This is a genomic window from Streptomyces sp. NPDC060049 (assembly GCF_042736715.1).
Lineage (GTDB): Bacteria > Actinomycetota > Actinomycetes > Streptomycetales > Streptomycetaceae > Streptomyces.
On sequence record NZ_JBHWVV010000011.1, the window covers coordinates 74,393 to 91,188 of the forward strand.

The 16,796-nt window shown below is 73.3% G+C and carries 11 protein-coding genes; 2 read left to right on the top strand and 9 right to left on the bottom strand.

Features of this window, described 5'->3' with window-relative positions; translation table 11 throughout:
• Positions 1 to 154: 154 nt before the first annotated feature.
• Together ACFWBY_RS21635 and ACFWBY_RS21640 are read right to left on the bottom strand one after the other, a co-directional pair.
• The gene (locus ACFWBY_RS21635) at positions 155 to 1,603 is read right to left on the bottom strand and encodes an NADH-ubiquinone oxidoreductase-F iron-sulfur binding region domain-containing protein (RefSeq protein WP_385333761.1); all 1,449 of its coding nucleotides are present in this window, start codon (positions 1,601 to 1,603) and stop codon (positions 155 to 157) included.
• The gene (locus ACFWBY_RS21640; protein WP_385333758.1) at positions 1,600 to 2,913 is read right to left on the bottom strand and encodes a hypothetical protein; all 1,314 of its coding nucleotides are present in this window, start codon (positions 2,911 to 2,913) and stop codon (positions 1,600 to 1,602) included. Before ACFWBY_RS21640 ends, ACFWBY_RS21635 begins: the two co-directional genes overlap by 4 nt.
• A 312-nt stretch (positions 2,914 to 3,225) precedes the next feature.
• Here ACFWBY_RS21640 and ACFWBY_RS21645 point away from each other — a divergent pair, with 312 nt between their 5' ends.
• Positions 3,226 to 4,506 (top strand): PucR family transcriptional regulator, encoded by a 1,281-nt coding sequence (locus ACFWBY_RS21645; protein ID WP_385333756.1) that lies wholly within the window; start codon positions 3,226 to 3,228, stop codon positions 4,504 to 4,506.
• Positions 4,507 to 4,595: 89 nt separating this feature from the next.
• Here ACFWBY_RS21645 and ACFWBY_RS21650 read toward each other — a convergent pair whose 3' ends face one another.
• Complete coding sequence (locus ACFWBY_RS21650; RefSeq protein ID WP_385333753.1) at positions 4,596 to 5,996, bottom strand: DUF1996 domain-containing protein; 1,401 nt, start codon at positions 5,994 to 5,996, stop codon at positions 4,596 to 4,598.
• A 9-nt stretch (positions 5,997 to 6,005) separates the two neighbouring features.
• Positions 6,006 to 6,716, bottom strand: a complete 711-nt coding sequence (locus tag ACFWBY_RS21655) for a DUF4142 domain-containing protein (RefSeq protein ID WP_385409686.1) — start codon at positions 6,714 to 6,716, stop codon at positions 6,006 to 6,008.
• Positions 6,717 to 7,105: 389 nt separating this feature from the next.
• Between ACFWBY_RS21655 and ACFWBY_RS21660 the strand changes: the two genes are divergently transcribed.
• The gene (locus ACFWBY_RS21660) at positions 7,106 to 8,704 is read left to right on the top strand and encodes an alpha/beta hydrolase (RefSeq protein WP_385333747.1); all 1,599 of its coding nucleotides are present in this window, start codon (positions 7,106 to 7,108) and stop codon (positions 8,702 to 8,704) included.
• Positions 8,705 to 8,747: 43 nt separating this feature from the next.
• On the opposite strand, the gene ACFWBY_RS21665 is transcribed toward ACFWBY_RS21660, so the two are convergent.
• The 5 genes from ACFWBY_RS21665 to ACFWBY_RS21685 all read right to left on the bottom strand — a co-directional run bounded on the left by ACFWBY_RS21665 (position 8,748) and on the right by ACFWBY_RS21685 (position 16,785).
• A complete protein-coding gene (locus ACFWBY_RS21665) occupies positions 8,748 to 10,130 on the bottom strand; it encodes an MFS transporter (RefSeq protein ID WP_385333744.1) in 1,383 nt (460 codons plus the stop codon).
• The gene (locus ACFWBY_RS21670) at positions 10,127 to 10,540 is read right to left on the bottom strand and encodes a PaaI family thioesterase (protein WP_385333741.1); all 414 of its coding nucleotides are present in this window, start codon (positions 10,538 to 10,540) and stop codon (positions 10,127 to 10,129) included. Before ACFWBY_RS21670 ends, ACFWBY_RS21665 begins: the two co-directional genes overlap by 4 nt.
• A 77-nt stretch (positions 10,541 to 10,617) precedes the next feature.
• The gene (locus tag ACFWBY_RS21675) at positions 10,618 to 12,642 is read right to left on the bottom strand and encodes an FAD-dependent oxidoreductase (protein ID WP_385333738.1); all 2,025 of its coding nucleotides are present in this window, start codon (positions 12,640 to 12,642) and stop codon (positions 10,618 to 10,620) included.
• Between the two features lie 253 nt (positions 12,643 to 12,895).
• A complete protein-coding gene (locus tag ACFWBY_RS21680; RefSeq protein ID WP_385333735.1) occupies positions 12,896 to 13,564 on the bottom strand; it encodes a DUF4328 domain-containing protein in 669 nt (222 codons plus the stop codon).
• Positions 13,565 to 13,761: 197 nt separating this feature from the next.
• Positions 13,762 to 16,785, bottom strand: coding sequence for an alpha-mannosidase (locus ACFWBY_RS21685; protein ID WP_385333732.1), 3,024 nt, complete (start codon positions 16,783 to 16,785; stop codon positions 13,762 to 13,764).
• Positions 16,786 to 16,796 lie beyond the last annotated feature (11 nt).

The following is a 16,796-nucleotide window of genomic DNA, read 5'->3' on the forward strand; positions in this document are numbered from 1 at the left end:
GCCCGGCGCGCAATCGGTCCGGCGCGCTTTCCGTCCGGTTATTCATAAGCCCTGCGGGGCTCGCCGAATGAGAAATCCCGCGAATTTGTCAGATCACGCCAAACCGCGAACACGGCCCGGTGAAAGCCTTTCACCAACGGCCCTTACCGCCGGTTCATTCCTGAATACGCAGGGCGAGCGCCGGACAACGGCGCACCGCTCGCAGCGCTTTCGGCCGCAGCGGCCCCGGAACCGGCATGACTCCCTGCGCCGGGTAGCCGTCCTCGTCCAGCCGGACCACGTCGGGCAGCAGGTCCACGCACAGCCCGTGCCCCTTGCAGAGCGTCCAGTCCACGACCAGCCGTTCGGGGCTCTCGTCGCTGGGCAGCGGCAGGGCTCCCAGCACGCTCCGCCCGCAGCCGCTGCCCAGCGCGTGGTCGCGGAACTCCTCGGGGAAGACGGCGAGCGCGGAGGCCACGAACGAGGACGTGCCGTCCGGGTGGGAGCAGGCGCCCCGGCCGCGCACCCCGCGCATCCTGGCCTGCACCGCGTCGAGGGCGGCCCCGCCCCCGCCGGCCACCAGCCGCTCCACCGCGTCGGCCAGCGAGGGGAGCCCCCGTACGCACGGACCGCACTGGCCCGCCGACTCCCGTGCCATCCAGCGGGTCACGCGGGCCACCTCACCCGCCGGACAGGTGTCCTCGGGCAGCGGCAGCACGGCGCCGGCGCCGAGTACGGCGTCGTAGGCGGCCAGGGACTTCCGGGACAGTACGGCCTCGCGCGCCGACGCCGGGTCCAGCCACCGGCCGTGGTAGCCGCCGACCAGCACGCCCTGTCCGGGCACCGTGCCGCACAGGTCCAGTACGTACGCCAGGGAGGTGCCGACCGGCACCTCGACGACGGTCGCGCCGGCGACCGTCAGCAGGGTGGTACCGGGCTCGGTCGGCAGGCCGGCCGCGCGGTACTCCGACGCGCCGAGCCGTGCGGCGACCGCGAGCTGCGCGTACGTCTCGGCGTTGGACAGCAGGGTCGGCAGGCCGCCCAACCCCCGCTCGCTGGTCCGGACCTTCTGGCCGGAGGGCAGGGCGGGTCCGCCGTCCAGGCCGTTGACGAGGGCGGTGCCCTCGCCCGTGACGAAGCGTTCGGGAAGTCGGACGACGCGCACGCGGCGGCCCGCCGGGCCCCGTTCGGCGACGGCCGCGCCGAGGGACTGCTCCACGTCCGCCCGGGTGACGCCGACGACCACGTCCTCGGCGCCGAGTGCGGCCGCGGCGAGCAGGGCGCCGTCCAGCACGAGGTGGGGCACGTACAGCAGCAGGGCGGCGTCCTTGAGGCAACTCGGCTCCCCCTCGGTGCCGTTGACGACGACGGCGGTGCGGCCGTCCTGCCCCCGGGCGTTGCGGGTGACGGCCCGGAGCTTGCGCGCGAAGGGGAAGCCCGCTCCACCGCGCCCGACGAGGGCGACGTCCTCGGCGAGCTCCACGAGCGCCTCGGACCCGTACGGGGGCAGCGCGCCGTGCACGCTCAGATGGCCGGCGCGGTCAAGGCGGGCGGCCGTGTCGAGCCCGGCCAGCAGCCGGGGCATGCCCACGCAGCCGAGCGCGGGGCGCACATCGCCGCTCACCGCCGGCCCCGCACGCCGTCGAGCGGCTCGGTGGACCAACCGGACGGCAGACCCGCGGCCGGGTCCGCGTACGGACCGGCGGGCCAGACGGACTCCCCGCCCGCGGCCGGGTCCGCGTAAGGGTCGACGTAGGAGTCGACGTAAGGAACGGCGTAGGTGTCCGCGTAGGGGTCCGCGGACCAGTCGGCCACCTGCTCCCCGGACGAGCCGTCAAGCAGCTCCGAGGCCGCTCCCGGACCGCCGGCGACGGACGTCTTCGGACCGGGCTGCCGGGCCAGGCGCGCGGTCAGCAGCTCCGCCGCCCACTCCGCGGGCCTGCGCACGAAGGGCAACGGGTTCCTCGGAGGCGCCTGCCCCGGCGCGCGGGCGGGAACGGAGGGGGCGGACCGCGCGGGCGCCTCGGCGGCAGGCCGCGCGGGCCCGGTGCGCTGCTGCGTGCGCGGCGCCGTACGGGGAACCGCGCGCGGGCTCGTACGCGGCTTCGCGGCCGACTCCGCGCGGAGCCTCGCGCGGAGCCGGACCGCCAGCACCGCGGCGACCCCGACGAGGCACAGGGCGTAGGCGACCGTCACCCAACCGCTCGCGGAGCGGCCTGACTTGAGACCGTGCACCAGTGACGCCCCCCAGGCGGGGTACGCGCCCATGTGCAGGGCCCGCCACCACAGCGACCGGTTGCGGGTGGCGAAGGCGCTGCGGACGGCGCCGGAGACGGCCACGGCGACGAAGAGGTAGCCGGCCAGGCTGCCGAGCCCGACGAAGAGCCGCCCGTCCACGAAGGGCACGACCACGGCCGCGGCGTCGACCCGGGACCGGGCGACCTTGATCCAGACGTGCAGGACCAGGAAGCCGAGCCCGGCGACCGCGAGGCCGCGGTGCACCCCTTGGGCGACGAGGCGGTGGCCGGAGGCGAGCAGCGTGCGGTCCGTGGCCGCCAGGCCCCACAGGACGGCGCCGGTGAGGGAGACGAGCGAGAGCACGCCCGCCCCGTAGTCGAGGAAGTCCCACAGGTGCGTCAGGGCGCCGGCCCGGGCCGCAACGGACAGGGCGGCCAGGGCCGCGAGCGCCGCGGCCCCGAGGGCCGTGGGGTGCGGGCCCCCGGCGGCGGACAGGAGCGGGGGACGCCGCACGGCCCGGCGGCCGACGGCCGCGGCGGGGGCCGCGCCGGCGTGCCGGCGGGTACGGTCTCTCGCGCGGCGGGCCCGGTGCGAGGGTTGGGGCATGCGGGGCTGGGGCAGGGGCATGTGGTCTCCCATACGGCCGAGCCCGAGCACTTCCACCTCGCGCTCGGCGCCCGGGGGTAGACGTCGCAACCGCTCCTCGACGGGCGGGAGATGGGTGCCTCACCCACCGGGCCGGTTCCGGGAGCGGGGCCGGAGGGCAGAAGCATCGTGGAGCTTCGCAAGCCCTCCACGGGATTTATCGAAACGTGATAATTTCTGGCCCTCGCACAGCCATCGCATCGAACATCCCCGGAAGATTCCCTTCCAGTGGTGCGGTTGCGACGGGGTTGACACCTGATTCGCCGCCGCACCTCCCCGACGGCGATCGAGCCGATGCCGCGGGACTGCAGGCTTGCCACCCTCCCACGGGGCAGGTCATACCCCGGCTTGAACGAGGTAACGATGTGCGAACTTCTGAACCGCATCTGGTCCCGCCCACGCGGCGAGTGGACCCGAGTCCTGCGCAAGGAACTGCCCACACTGGCCGCGAAGATGGTGGAGGAGCTACTGGAGACCGTCCCGGGCTTCCCGGCACTCGTCGAGGACGTCGACGACGAAGTGGTCAGACAGAAGGTGGAGGAGGCACTGCTCACCGCCCTCGGTTACCGCGAGGGCGGCGGGGACGAGCGGCCCGACGCGTGCGCGGACCCGGAAGCCCGGTCCGAGCCCGAGTTCGAAGCCGGAACCGGTGCCCATGACCACGCCCACGCCCACGCCCACAGCCACGGTCGCGCCGACGCCGGGGCCGGGGCCGGGGCGGAAACCGAACACGCCCGGTCGCACGCCCACGTCCCGGGCGACTCCGTACGCACCCACGAGCCGTTCCGGAGCAGCGGGTTGCCGCCCCTGCAGGCCGTGCCCCTGCAACGGTTCGGCTCGGTCCGCGAGCGGGCCCGGCGCGAACTCTTCGCCGTGCTCACGGGAGACACGCCGCTGCGCGGACCGGCCCTCGCCGAGCTGGCGAACGCCGCCGGCTGGCCCCTGCCGGTCGCGGTCAGGGCGGTGGCCCTGGCCTCCCCGGGTGACACCCAGCAGCTCGCGGCCCTCCTCGACGACTGCCTCGGCGGGATGGTCGGGGGGCAGCCCTGCCTCCTCGTCCCCACCCCGGACCCGGAGGCCCGCAGCGCCCTGGACTGCGCGCTGCGCGGCCGCCTCGCCGTCGTCGGCCACCCGGTGGCACCCGGCGACACCGCCTCCTCCCTCCGCTGGGCGGTACGCCTGCTGTCGCTGACCCCCGCTCCTGCCCGGCCCGGCTCCGAGGCGCGGGCGCTCTTCGTGGACGACCACCTCTCGACCCTGCTGCTGCTCCAGGACGAGCCGCTGGCGCACGCGCTCGCCGCGCGCTGGCTGCGCCCGCTCGCGGATCTGACCCCGCGCCAGAGCGAACGCCTCGAAGTGACCCTGCTGGCCTGGCTGGAGGGGGGCGGGGCTCCCGAGGCGGCGAAGGCGCTGAGCGTGCACCCGCAGACGGTCCGGTACCGCATGCGGCAGCTGGAGAAGCTCTTCGGACCGGGCCTGCGGGATCCGCGTACCCGGTTCGAGCTGGAACTGGCCCTCCGTAGCCGCCGGTTGATGGCCCAGGTGCGGCTGCGCCCCGTCCGGGGGATCCGCCGGACGCGTGGCGGCGGCGACCTGAGGCCGGCGCTGGGATCCGGTCGCATAGCCCGCGTCAACGGCCTGTAGGCCGTTCCGGCTCGGCGTCGGCCGCGCACACCACGGCACACGGCGGTGCCGGTCCGGAAGATCTTCGGACCGGCACCGCCTTCGGCGTGTCAGCGGCAGGTGCGCCCGCCGTTGACGCAGCGCACCGCGTCGGCCATCAGCCGGTCCGACATGACGTTGATGAAGTCGCCGTGGTCGGTCACCGGCTTGTGCAGCTGCTCGGGGAAGCTGTCCACCGCGAAGCGCGCGCCGGGCGGCAGCGAGTAGACGATCCGCTGGACGAGCTGCGGGACCGCCTTGAAGCCGGCCGGGCAGGACCCGTCGCGGCCCGCGAAGGCCACGTGGGTACGGTGGTTGGCGCTGTCGGTGTTCTTGCCGTCCCAGCAGCTCTGGAAGTTGAACGTCCGTACCACGTCGCTGCCCTTGGGGCAGAGCGGGTACTTGTCCTTCAGCTGCCGGTTCTCGAAACCGGTACAGCTCCAGGAGGCGTTGGCGTTGGCCGGTCCGTTGGTGAGGGCCTTGGCGTCACCGGTGATGATCCGCAGGAAGCGGGGCATGGCGGTGACGCGGGACACGGGGCTCCCCTTGAACTCGATCGTCACCTGCTTCGGTTGCAAGATGGTGCCCACGTTGGCGTCCTGGCCGCCGCCGGGCGCCGCCGCGTCCTTCTCGGCCTTGCCGTCGCGCAGCCGCAGCACCGGCCAGTAGTAGGTGGACTGGTCGCCGTTGGTGCAGGTGGTGCCGGCCGCGGCCAGGCTGTTGTTGGTGGAGAAGGCGTCCGCGATCTTGTTGCCGACGTAGTCGTGCATGTGGTGGGCGCCGTTGCTCACCCCGGGAGCGACGATCACGTTGTCGGGGTTGAGGTGGCGCTCCTCGTTGCGGCCGCACTGCACGGCGAAGGAGCCTTTGGAAGCACCGGCCTTGACCGCAGGCTTTCGTACGTTCGGCTTCACCTTTCCGATGGCCACGAAGTCGGCGCGTGCCGGACCGCCCTTCGCGGCGCCGTCGGCGCTGACACCGGCGCCCGCGGCGCTGCGGGCGAGGTCACCGTCGGCGGCCGGCGCCTCCTTCATCTCGCAGGCGCTCAGCTCCTCCAGTCCGTCGGGGCGGGCGGCGCTGCGCCCGATCGCCTCGGAGACCCGGCCGATCGTCTCGCTCCGCTCCTCCTTCAGCTCTCCGAGCAGTGCGTCCGCCCGCGCCCGGCCCGTGGAGAGCCGTCCGTAGGCCTCGGCGATCTGGGTGTCGAGACCGGCGAGTTCCTGGTCCACCTCGCTCCGCGCCTGGTCGGGCACCTCGCTCAGCCGGTCCCCCACGTCGGGGCAGTCGATCGTGGACGTGACCGGCGCCGAGCGCGCCGCGTCCTGGCCCGCGGACGCGCCCTGGGCGGCGATGACGACCCCGCCGCCGCCCAGGGCCAGCGCGGCCGCGAGTGCGAGGGCCTTGTAGGCGGGCCGCAGTCGGCGTTTGTGGCCAACCCCTCCTCGGGGCCCCGTACTGTCCTTGACGCTCATGCGATCACTTCACTTCCTCGGCTGGGAATGGGTGGAATGGGTGGCGGGGGCGGAAGAGCCGGCTGAGGGGGCGCCCGGCGCGGGCACCGCGTCCGCCAAGCCGTCGAAGTCGACCAGCCCGCTGGCTTCGAGGACCGAGATGTGGTCCAGCACCGTGGTGTTGGCGTCCGTGGCCAGCTCCCGGACCATGGAGTTGCGCGTCTGCGCGCGGACTTGCGCGACGAGCGTGAAGACCTTGCCGTGCGCCCGGCGCAGCAGCTGGATGAACAACCTCTCGTAGTTGGAGCCTTGGGCCCGGTTCAACTGGTCGAGCCAGGCCTGCTGCTGGACGCTCGGCACGTCGGGCAGCTCGACTCCGAGTGCCTGGCCGACCTCCAGGACCCGCCGGTCCAGCTCGGTGTGCCCCTCCACCAGGTGCTCACCCGCCGTCCGCACCGCTTGACGGCTGCCACGGTCCTGGGCCTGCCGGCCCGCGGGCAGCTCCCACAGCCCGGCGAGCCGGACCTTGCGGACGAAGTCGCGGTCCTGCGGGGTGAGCGGCCCGAAACCGGTGCTCATGACACCGCCTCCGTCGTCGTCCGCGGCCAGGACCGGGGCCGGGGCGGCCGCGACGGCTCTGCCGCCGAAACTCCGCACGGGGATCAGCAGCGCGATCAACGTGAGGGCGAGGGCGCCGATGACGATGCCCGTTCCCATCACGTGGCGCGAGGCGACCGACATTCCTGCGACGCTCGACCGGCGGATCGACAGCACTGTGCCTCCTTTGCTCCCGGTCCGGGCCTGGAGCGGCCGCGCGCCGCTCTGCCGGACCCCCGGGTGCCACGGGACGCTAATGCCCGATCGGGCTCCTCTCCCGAAGGCCCATCACGACTGGACAAACATCCGGACAACACCCCGGATGGCTGCTACGGTGCCGCACGCCCGACTACACGGCGCGAGGCCGTCCCCTGCCCTGACGCGACGACAACACCATCGGCGTGTCGGCCGATTGTCCGGAATTCGGGTCGTTCGTGAGAAGGAGGACCACCCACCCTGCGGATGGATTCGCCCGGGCCTTCGCATGCCACAGGGTGGGGCGACAACCGCCCTCCCGAAAGGAACGGCCCTTCGTGCGCAAGAAACGACTGGCATCCCTCTTCGCCGCCGCCGGGCTCCTCGCGAGCTCCGTACCGCTGCTCGCGGCCACCCAGGCCGCCGCCGCGGCCGCCGACGCCGAGTACCTGAGGCAGAAGCCCGCCTGGCACCGGTGCGCCGCCGACAAGCCGGCCTCGTACGAATGCGCCACCATCAAGGTGCCGCTCGACTACCGCCGCCCCGCGGGCCGTACGCTCGATCTCGCCATATCCCGGCTGCGCAGCACGGATCCGGCGAAGCGGCACGGGGTGCTGCTGACGAATCCGGGCGGGCCTGGCGGCAGCGGGCTCGACCTGCCGCTGGCCCTCCAGGAGGCGCTGCCGCGGGAGGTGGCCGAGCGGTACGACCTGATCGGCTTCGACCCGCGCGGGGTCGGCGCGAGCAGCCCGATCGGCTGCGGACTGACCGACGCCGAGCAGAACTTCGACCGGGCGTACCGTCCCGACACCTACCCCTCCGATGTGGCGTGGGCGCGCACCGTCGCCGACAAGTGCCGGGAGAAGGCCGGTTCGGTGCTCCCCCACATCACCACCCGCAACACCGCGCGCGACATGGACACGATCCGCACGGTGCTCGGCGAGCGGAAGATCTCCTACCTGGGGTACTCGTACGGGACCTACCTCGGCGCGGTGTACACGCAGATGTTCCCGGACCGCACCGACCGGTTCGTGCTCGACAGCGGGGTCGACCCGGACCGGATCTGGCGGGACATGATCCGGGTGTGGGCGACGGAGGCCGAGCCGGCCTTCGCCCGGTGGACGCGCTGGGCGGCGGAGCGCGCGGACCAGTTCCACCTCGGTGACAGCCCGGCGGCGGTGTCCGCGACCTTCTGGGACCTGGTGGCGCGCGCCGAGCGGGAGCCGATCGACTTCCAAGGGCAGAAGTTCGGCGGCGACGACATCCGGGCCGCACGCGGTCTGTTCTTCTCTCCCGCCGACGCCACGCCGCTGGTGGTGGCGCTGAAGGAGGCCGCCGAGGGGAAGCCGGGCGGCGCCTCCGCTCTGGGCCCGGACTTCGACATGAGGGGGGCGCTCACCGGGAAGACGGCGGCGGCCTCCGAACCGGCCTCCGACAACGGCACCGCCGTCTTCTGGAGCGTGGTGTGCGGGGACACGGACGCCTGGCCCCGCGATCCCGAGCGGTACCGGCGCGACGCGGTCCGCGACAAGGCCGCGTACCCGCTCTACGGGGACTTCGCCTCGAACATCAAGCCGTGCGCCTTCTGGCAGCGGCCCGTCGAGGCGGCGACCCCGATGAAGAAGCGGGCCGCCGTACTGACCGTCCAGAACGAGTGGGACTCGCAGACCCCGCTGGTCAGCGGCCAGGGCCTGCACCGGTCGCTGAAGGGCTCGAGGATGGTGCTGGCGCTGGGCGGTGAGGGCCACGGCGTGTACCTCGCCGACCCCGAGTCCTGCGCCAACGCACCGGTCACCGACTACCTCGTCACGGGCAGGCTCCCGGCCAAGGACGTGAACTGCCGTACGGTTCCCGGTCGTTCCTCGCTCCGGCCCGGACCGGACGGGGCTCCGGCTAAGCCGCTGCCGTTCCCGCCCTCGGGGCCGAACCGGTTCTGAGGCCGCGCCGGCGGCCCGGGCGGCGGCGCGCCGGCCCGGGCCGTCACCGGCCTCCGCCCGGCCGCGGCCGTCGCGGCGGCACGGTGACGGAGGAGTCCTCCCGAGCGGCCCCCTGACCCGCCCCCTCACCCGCCGCCGGCCGCGCGGCCGGATCCGGATCAGGGCCGGGGAGCGCCTCCGGCTTCCCGGGCGGCCCGGTTCTGCTCCCGCGCAGCGGGGTCAGTGTCCCCGAGCCGGCGATCAGCAGGCACAGCGCCCCCGCGGCCACGCTCACGGCCGGGACCCCGTGCCGTGCGGCGAGTGCCGTGAGCGCCGCGGCCCCCACCGGGCCCGAGGCGTTGTGCACCGTCCAGAACGCGGAGGTCACCCGGCCGAGCAAGTGGTCCGGGGTGACCTCCTGGCGCAGGGTCATGGAGCAGACGCCGCCCAGCGTCATCCCGAACATGAAGACGGCCGCCATCGCCGCGATCACCGGCACGCTGCGGCTGAGCCCGATGGCCGCCACCGCCACACCGATGAGCCCGGTCGAGCCCAGCCAGCAGGTGCCGAACCCGAGGGTGCGGCGCAGCGGCCCGGCGGCGAAGGCGGCACAGACGACGCCGACGCCGCTCGCGGCGATCACGTAGCCGACGGTCGACGCGTCCCGACCGAGGTCGCTCTGCAGCCGGAAGATCAACAGGTCGGTGGCGCCGACGGTGACGAAGGTCAGCAGGGTGAGCAGGACGGTCAGCGGCCGCAGCAGGGCGTGGGCCCACAGGAAGCGGAAGCCGACCACGAACACCTCGTGCAGCGAGTTCCCCTTCGGCTGCTCCCCGGCCTCCCCCGCCTTCCCGGCCTCCCCCGCCTCCTCGCGCACGGCGAACCGGACCCACCCCAGGCTGGCCGCCGACACCAGGAAGGTGGCTCCGTCCAGGGCCAGCGCCCAGGCGCCGCCCACCCCGGCGACGAGGAAGCCGGCCACGACCGGCCCGAGGAGCGTGCCGAGGGCGAAGGTGCCCATCAGCCGTCCGTTCGCGGCGACGAGGTCCCCGGGCTCGACCAGGGCGGGCACGGCGGTCACGTACGCCACGTCGAACAGGGTCTTCAGTACGGTGACCAGAGCGGTCATCACGTACAGCAGCCATACCCGGGTACCGCCGAACGCCCACATCAGCGGCAGCGAGCCCAGCAGCGCCGCCCGCGCCAGGTCGCACCCGATCATCAGCCGCCGGCGGTCCACCCGGTCCACGACGTGGCCCGCGAAGGTTCCCGCCGCGATCGCGACCGCTCCGGAGACGGCGGTGATCAGGCCCATGCCGACGAGGGACCCGGTGACTTCGAGGACGAGCAGGGGCAGGGCGAGCAGGGAGACGGAGCCGCCGAGAACGGACAGCGCCTGGCCGAGCCAGAAGACGGTGAAGGACCTGTTGTGACGCAGGCCCCTCACCCGAGCAGGGCGTAGACCGTGGAGGCCTTCGCGGCCGGTTCCGACGCGCCCTCGGCGGTCATGGTGATGTCGGCGAAGGCCATCCGCTTGCCGAGTTTGGTGATCCGTACGTCGATCAGCACGTCGGCGCCGACCACCGGCCGCTGGAAGCTGGTGGACTGCTGGACGGTGGTCATCGGGCCGTACGCACCGCGCGCGGCGCAGACCGCGATGACGGTGGCGGTGTCGGCGGCGGCCATCAGGGCCTGGCCGGACAGACCGCCGCCGTCGCGGGCGAGGGTGTCCGACCAGGGCAGCCTGAGCACGGCGTGCCGCTCGCCCGTCTCCTGGACGGTGAGCCCGAGTGCGAGCACCCACGGGGCGAAGTTGTCGTTGAGGATCTTTTCCGCGTCTGCCGGTGTCAGATTCACCGGTCGATTGTGGCGGCCCGGACCGGACCGCCACAACACCTTTGCCCCGAGGGGACGCCGGTCACAGCGCTGCCGGCCTAGAGGGCGGCGGCCAGTTCCGTGCCCTGCCGGATGGCCCGCTTGGCGTCGAGTTCGGCGGCCACGTCGGCGCCGCCGATCAGGTGCGCCTCGACTCCGGCCGCGCGCAGGGCCTCGTACAGGTCGCGGCGCGGTTCCTGCCCGGTGCACAGCACCACGGTGTCGGCGGGTACGAGGCGCTGCTCGCCGCCCACCGTGATGTGCAGGCCCTCGCCGTCGATGCGGTCGTACGCGGCACCCGCGACGGAGACGACCCCGCGGTGCTTGAGCTCCGCGCGGTGGATCCAGCCGGTGGTGGTGCCGAGGCCCGCGCCGACCTTGGTGGTCTTGCGCTGCAGCAGGTGGACCTGGCGCGGCGGGGCGGGCCGGTCGGGGGCGGTGAGGCCGCCGGGGCCGGCGTACGAGGTGTCCACGCCCCAGTGGCGGAAGTAGACCTCGGGGTCCTGGGAGGCGCCTTCGCCGCTGTCGGTGAGGAACTCGGCGACGTCGAAGCCGATGCCGCCCGCTCCGAGGACGGCCACGCGCTCGCCGACGGGGGCGCCGTCGCGCAGGACGTCGAGGTAGCTGAGGACGTTCGGGCCGTCGACTCCCTCGATGTCGGGGGTGCGCGGGGTGACGCCGGTGGCCACGACCACCTCGTCGTAGCCGCGCAGGGTCTCGACGTCGGCGCGGGTGTTCAGCTTGACCTCGACCGCGTGCTCGACGAGCTGGGTGCCGAAGTAGCGGATGGTCTCCTCGAACTCCTCCTTGCCCGGGATGCGGCGGGCGATGTCGAGCTGGCCGCCGATGTGGCCGGAGGCCTCGTAGAGGGTGACGGCGTGGCCGCGGCCGGCGGCGGAGACGGCGCAGGCGAGCCCGGCCGGGCCGGCGCCGACGACGGCGACCTTCTTCTTCAGTTTGGTCGCGGACAGCGTGAGCTCGGTCTCGTGGCAGGCGCGCGGGTTGACCAGGCAGCTGGTGATCTTGCCGCTGAAGGTGTGGTCGAGGCAGGCCTGGTTGCAGCCGATGCAGGTGTTGATGGTCTCGGAGCGGCCGGCGGCGGCCTTGGCCACGAAGTCGGCGTCGGCGAGGAAGGGGCGGGCCAGCGACACCAGGTCGGCGCGGCCGTCGGCGAGCAGCTCCTCGGCGATCTCCGGGGTGTTGATGCGGTTGCTGGTGACGAGGGGAACGGAGACCGCGCCCATCAGCCGCTTGGTGACCCAGGTGTAGGCGCCGCGCGGAACGGAGGTGGCGATGGTGGGGATGCGGGCCTCGTGCCAGCCGATGCCGGTGTTGATGATGGTGGCGCCGGCCGCCTCGATCTCCTTGGCGAGGCGGACGACCTCGTCGAGGGTGGAGCCGCCGGGGATCAGGTCGAGCATCGAGAGGCGGTAGATGAGGATGAAGTCCTCGCCGACGGCCGCGCGGGTGCGCCGGACGATCTCCAGCGGGAAGCGCACGCGGTTCTCGTACGCGCCGCCCCAGCGGTCGGTGCGCTTGTTGGTGGCGGCGGCGATGAACTCGTTGACCAGGTAGCCCTCGGAGCCCATGATCTCGACGCCGTCGTAGCCGGCCAGCTTGGCGAGGCGGGCGGCGCGGACGAAGTCCTCGACCGTGCGCTCGACTTCGGCGTCGGTGAGCGCGTTCGGGACGAAGGGGCTGATGGGTGCCTGGATCGCGCTGGGGGCCACCAGGTCCTTGTGGTAGGCGTAGCGGCCGAAGTGGAGGATCTGCATGGCGATCTTCCCGCCCGCTTCGTGCACCGCCTCGGTGACCACGCGGTGCTCCGCGGCCTCCTCCTCGGTGGTGAGGCGGGCGCCGCCCTCGAAGGGCCGACCGGCGTCGTTCGGGGCTATGCCGCCGGTGACGATCAGACCGGCGCCGCCGCGGGCGCGCTCGGCGTAGAAGGCGGCGAGGCGCTCGAAGCCGCGCTCGTGCTCTTCGAGGCCGGTGTGCATGGAGCCCATGATCACGCGGTTCGGCAGGGTGGTGAAGCCGAGGTCCAGGGGGCTCAACAGGTGCGGGTACCGGCTCTGGGAACTCATGAGGGGGCGCCTCCTCGCGCGGGGGTGATGAACCTGTTCTAGCGAGCGGGCGCTTATTTTGCAACTAGGTGCAAAACCGGGTCCGGGGGTCTCTCGGACCCCCGGACCCGCCGTTCCCGGGCCCCGGCGCCCAGCAGGCGGAAAGCTGTGGCGGAGCTCACGCCCCGGAACTCCGCCGCCGCATCCCCGACGCCCGGCGCGGCATGCCCCGGGCCGCGCCCTCCGGCGCCGGGCACTCGGGCCGGGAGCCGCCTCAGACGCCGGACTGCATGGCCGACAGGCGGCGGACGAAGAGGACGGCCAGGCCTGCCGCCACGGCGTAGAGCAGGTCCGAGGCCGCGGCGAGGAGGACGGCCTCGCGCACGGCGCTCTGGGTCGTGGCGCCTGCGGCGAACCGGCCGGCACCGAGCGACACCAGCATCGCCGCGGCGAACGCCCCGGCCCAGGCGAAGACGGGGGCGGGCGAGGCCAGGGCGGCCTTGCCGGGCAGCCGCGACGCAGTGGTCGCCCATACCTTCTGGGCGATCATGCAGGGCAGCACCGTCCAGCCCAGGGCCGGGATGAACCAGACCCCGATCGCCCAGCCGGCGCCACCCCGGAACTTCCCCTGGGCGTACACACCGGCGTTCACCCGGACCCGGTGGAACCAGATGATGAAGACCACCGCCGTGGGGAGCATGGCCAGCATGACCAGGCTCGTCGCCATCGTGACCCACGTCATGGACCGTCCCAGTCCCATGAACTCCGCGAAGCTGTCCAGCGCCCGGTAGCGGTTGAGCCCGGCGGCCACGGCGAGAAGGCGGGTCGCGGCGCACAAGCCGAGCAGCACGGTCAGCGCCGTGGCCAGCCCCTTCGGGGAGCGGAGCAGCGAGCGCGCCGGGGGCGCGCCGAGCAGAGGCTGTTTCGCGGTGGCGAAGGACATGACGAGGGACCCCCCACGGGTGCACGGTGATGGCATGAAGAAGCCCGCCGACGGTGGCGGGCGGGCAGGCAGGCAGGCAGGCAGGCAGGCAGGCAGGCAGAAGGGCAGAAGATACGGCACCGGCGCGCTCGCCTCCCCCGCGGGGCCGCCCCGGAGCGGGTAGATCGGACCGGGCCGGCCCCGCGGCGGCGTTCAGGTCAGGCCCGGTGGAGGCGGACCGTGACGATCTGGAACGGGCGCAGGGTCAGGGCCACCGTGCCGTCCGCGGTGGCGGCGCCGACGGCCGCGCCCTCCACCGGGCGCTCCAGGAGGTCGCTCTCGATGGCCGCCGCCAGCGGGAAGCCCGCCCTCAGGGTGGCTTTCGCGCGTCCGCCGCGGGATTCGTAGAGGCGGACGACGACGTCGCCGCCGCGGTCCTCGGCGAGCTTGACCGAGGCGACGACCACCGCGTCCGTGTCGACGGCGACGAGCGGCGCCACCGGTCCCGCGCCGGACACGACGCGCTCGGGCAGGTTCAGCGCGTGGCCCTCGCGGACCGCGTCGCCGATGTCCGCGCCCGGGGCGAGCGAGAAGCGCAGGGTGTGCGCGCCCTGGTCGGTCTCCGGGTCGGGGTAGCGGGGGGCCCGCAGGAGGGAGAGCCGGACGGTGGTGGTCTGGCCGCCGTCGGGCCGCACGTCGCGGGTCACGTCGTGGCCGTACGTGGAGTCGTTGAGGACGGCTACGCCCCAGCCCGGCTCCTGCGCGTGGATCCAGCGGTGCGCGCAGATCTCGAACTTGGCCGCCTCCCAAGAGGTGTTGGTGTGGGTGGCCCGGTGGACGTGGCCGAACTGCGTCTCGGAGGCGGACCGTTCGGCTTTCACGTCCAGCGGGAAGGCCGCCTTGAGGAACTTCTCCGTCTCGTGCCAGTCCACTTCCGTGACGATGTCCACGGTTTTGGCACCGGCCCTGAGCGTGAGCGTCTGGACGGCCGAGGAGGAGCCGAACGAGCGGGTCACCCGTACCGTGGCGTGCGAAGCACCGGCCTCGGTGACCTCCAGCGCGTCCACGCCCACCAGGTCGGTGACCTTGTTGCGGTAGAAGCCGTCGATGTCCCACGCGTCCCACATGTTCGGGAAGTCGGGGTGGATCTGGAGCAGGTTCGCCGCGGCGCCGGGCGCGACCGCCTCCCGGCCGGCCTCCAGGTCGTACGCGGACACGATCAGGCCGCGGCCGTCGATCTCCACGCGCAGACGCCCGTTGGCGAGGGTCCGCCCGCCGCCCGCCCGTTCCCCGACGGTGACGGGGTGCCCGGCGGCGGCCGGCAGTCCCGCGCCGCCGGCCGGGATGCCGCGCCGGGCGTGCGGGGCGCAGTTGAAGACGAGCCGCTCCTCGCCCTCGCCCGCCAGCGCCGTCTGCGCCGCCAGGGTGATCCCGCTCAGTTCCTCCCGCACGCGTCCGTACGTCGCGCGCGCCTCGCGGTGCACCCAGGCTATGGAGGAGCCGGGAAGGATGTCGTGGAACTGGTGCAGCAGCACGGTCTTCCAGATCCGCTCCAGGTCCTCGTACGGGTAGGCGTACCCGGGGACCTTCACCGCGGCCGTGGACGCCCACAGTTCGGCCTCGCGCAGCAGCGACTCGCTCCGCCGGTTGCCCTGCTTGGTCTTGGCCTGGGACGTGTAGGTGCCCCGGTGAAGCTCCAGGTAGAGCTCGCCGGCCCAGACCGGCGCGTCCGCGTACTCGGCGCGCGCCTTCTCGAAGAACGCGTCGGGGCGCTCGATCTCGACGCGCGGGGAGCCTTCGAGGTCCCGCTGCCGCTTCGCCCGGGCGAGGTGCTCGCGCGTGGGGCCGCCGCCTCCGTCGCCCCAGCCGAAGGGAGCCAGTGAGCGCGAACCCCGCCCCTTCTCTTGATAGTTGCGGGCCGCGTGCGCCATCTGGACGCCGCCCAGATCGGAGTTGTAGGTATCGACCGGCGGGAAGTGCGTGAAGACGCGGGTGCCGTCGATGCCCTCCCACCAGAAGGTGTGGTGGGGGAACTTGTTGACCTGGGACCAGGAGATCTTCTGGGTCAGGAACCACTGGGAGCCGGAGAGCTTGACGATCTGCGGCATCGCGGCGGTGTAGCCGAAGGAGTCGGGCAGCCAGACGTTCCTCGTCTCGATGCCGAACTCGTCCATGAAGAACTTCTTGCCGTAGAGGAACTGGCGGACCATGGCCTCGCCGCCGACCATGTTGGTGTCGGACTCCACCCACATGCCGCCGACCGGCACGAACTGTCCGTCCGCGACCTTCTTCTTGATCCGCTCGAAGAGCTCGGGCCGGTAGGTCTTGATCCATTCGAGCTGCTGGGCCTGCGACATGGCGAAGACGAACTCGGGGTGCGAGTCCATCAGGTTGACCATGTTGGACGCGGTCCGGGCGACCTTGCGCACCGTCTCGCGCAGCGGCCAGAGCCAGGCGGAGTCGATGTGGGCGTGGCCGACGGCGCTGATCCGGTGCGCGGAGGCGTGGGCGGGGGCGGCCAGTACGCCGACGAGCCGCGCGCGGGCCGCGGCCGCCGTGCCGGGGACGTCGCACAGGTCCACCGCGTCGAGGGCGCGGTCGATGGCGCGCAGGATCTCGTAGCGCCGGGCCTCGCCCTCGTCGAGCTGCGTCATCAGGTCGTAGAGGACTTCGAGGTCCTGTACGAGTTCCCAGACCTCGGTCTCGAAGACGGCGAGGTCCATCCGGGCGAGCGTGTAGAGGGGCTGGTCGCCGCAGGTCCGCTCGTCCCCCTCGTAGGTGATCGAGTGGTCGACCAGGACCGGGTTCGAGGCGGCCTCGACGTACCACTCGATCCACTCCCCGCCGGCCGCCCGGTCGGCCACGCGCACCCAGTCGTTGTACGGGTTGAGCGCCTTGACCTCCGTGCCGTCGGCGCGGTGGACCAGGCCCTCGCACTGGAAGCCGGGCATCATCCGGTCGAAGCCGAGGTCGAGGACGGCCTCGACGGTGCGTCCCGCCCAATCGGCCGGGACGGCGCCGGTGAGCTTGAACCAGGTGGTGCCCCACGCCGGGCCCCAGGTGTCGCCGATCGCGCAGGGTCCGTACGGGGCCGCCAGGCCTTCGGCGACGGGTACGGGCTCGCCGGGGGCCTCCCAGCGCTCGACGGTCAGCGGGACGGAGCGGGAGCGCACGGCGGGTTTGACGCGCTCCTTGAGGACACGGCGCAGGCGGTGCTCGGTGATGCTGCGGTCGTCATGCATGACGGCTGCTC

Excerpts from the sequence above, each read along its gene's own strand:
- ACFWBY_RS21680 (WP_385333735.1), bottom strand. The coding sequence starts at position 13,564 with ATGTCCTTCGCCACCGCGAAACAGCCTCTGCTCGGCGCGCCCCCGGCG.
- ACFWBY_RS21650 (WP_385333753.1), bottom strand. The coding sequence starts at position 5,996 with ATGAGCGTCAAGGACAGTACGGGGCCCCGAGGAGGGGTTGGCCACAAA.
- ACFWBY_RS21675 (WP_385333738.1), bottom strand. The coding sequence starts at position 12,642 with ATGAGTTCCCAGAGCCGGTACCCGCACCTGTTGAGCCCCCTGGACCTC.
- ACFWBY_RS21655 (WP_385409686.1), bottom strand. The coding sequence starts at position 6,716 with ATGTCGGTCGCCTCGCGCCACGTGATGGGAACGGGCATCGTCATCGGC.
- ACFWBY_RS21645 (WP_385333756.1), top strand. The coding sequence starts at position 3,226 with ATGTGCGAACTTCTGAACCGCATCTGGTCCCGCCCACGCGGCGAGTGG.
- ACFWBY_RS21685 (WP_385333732.1), bottom strand. The coding sequence starts at position 16,785 with ATGCATGACGACCGCAGCATCACCGAGCACCGCCTGCGCCGTGTCCTC.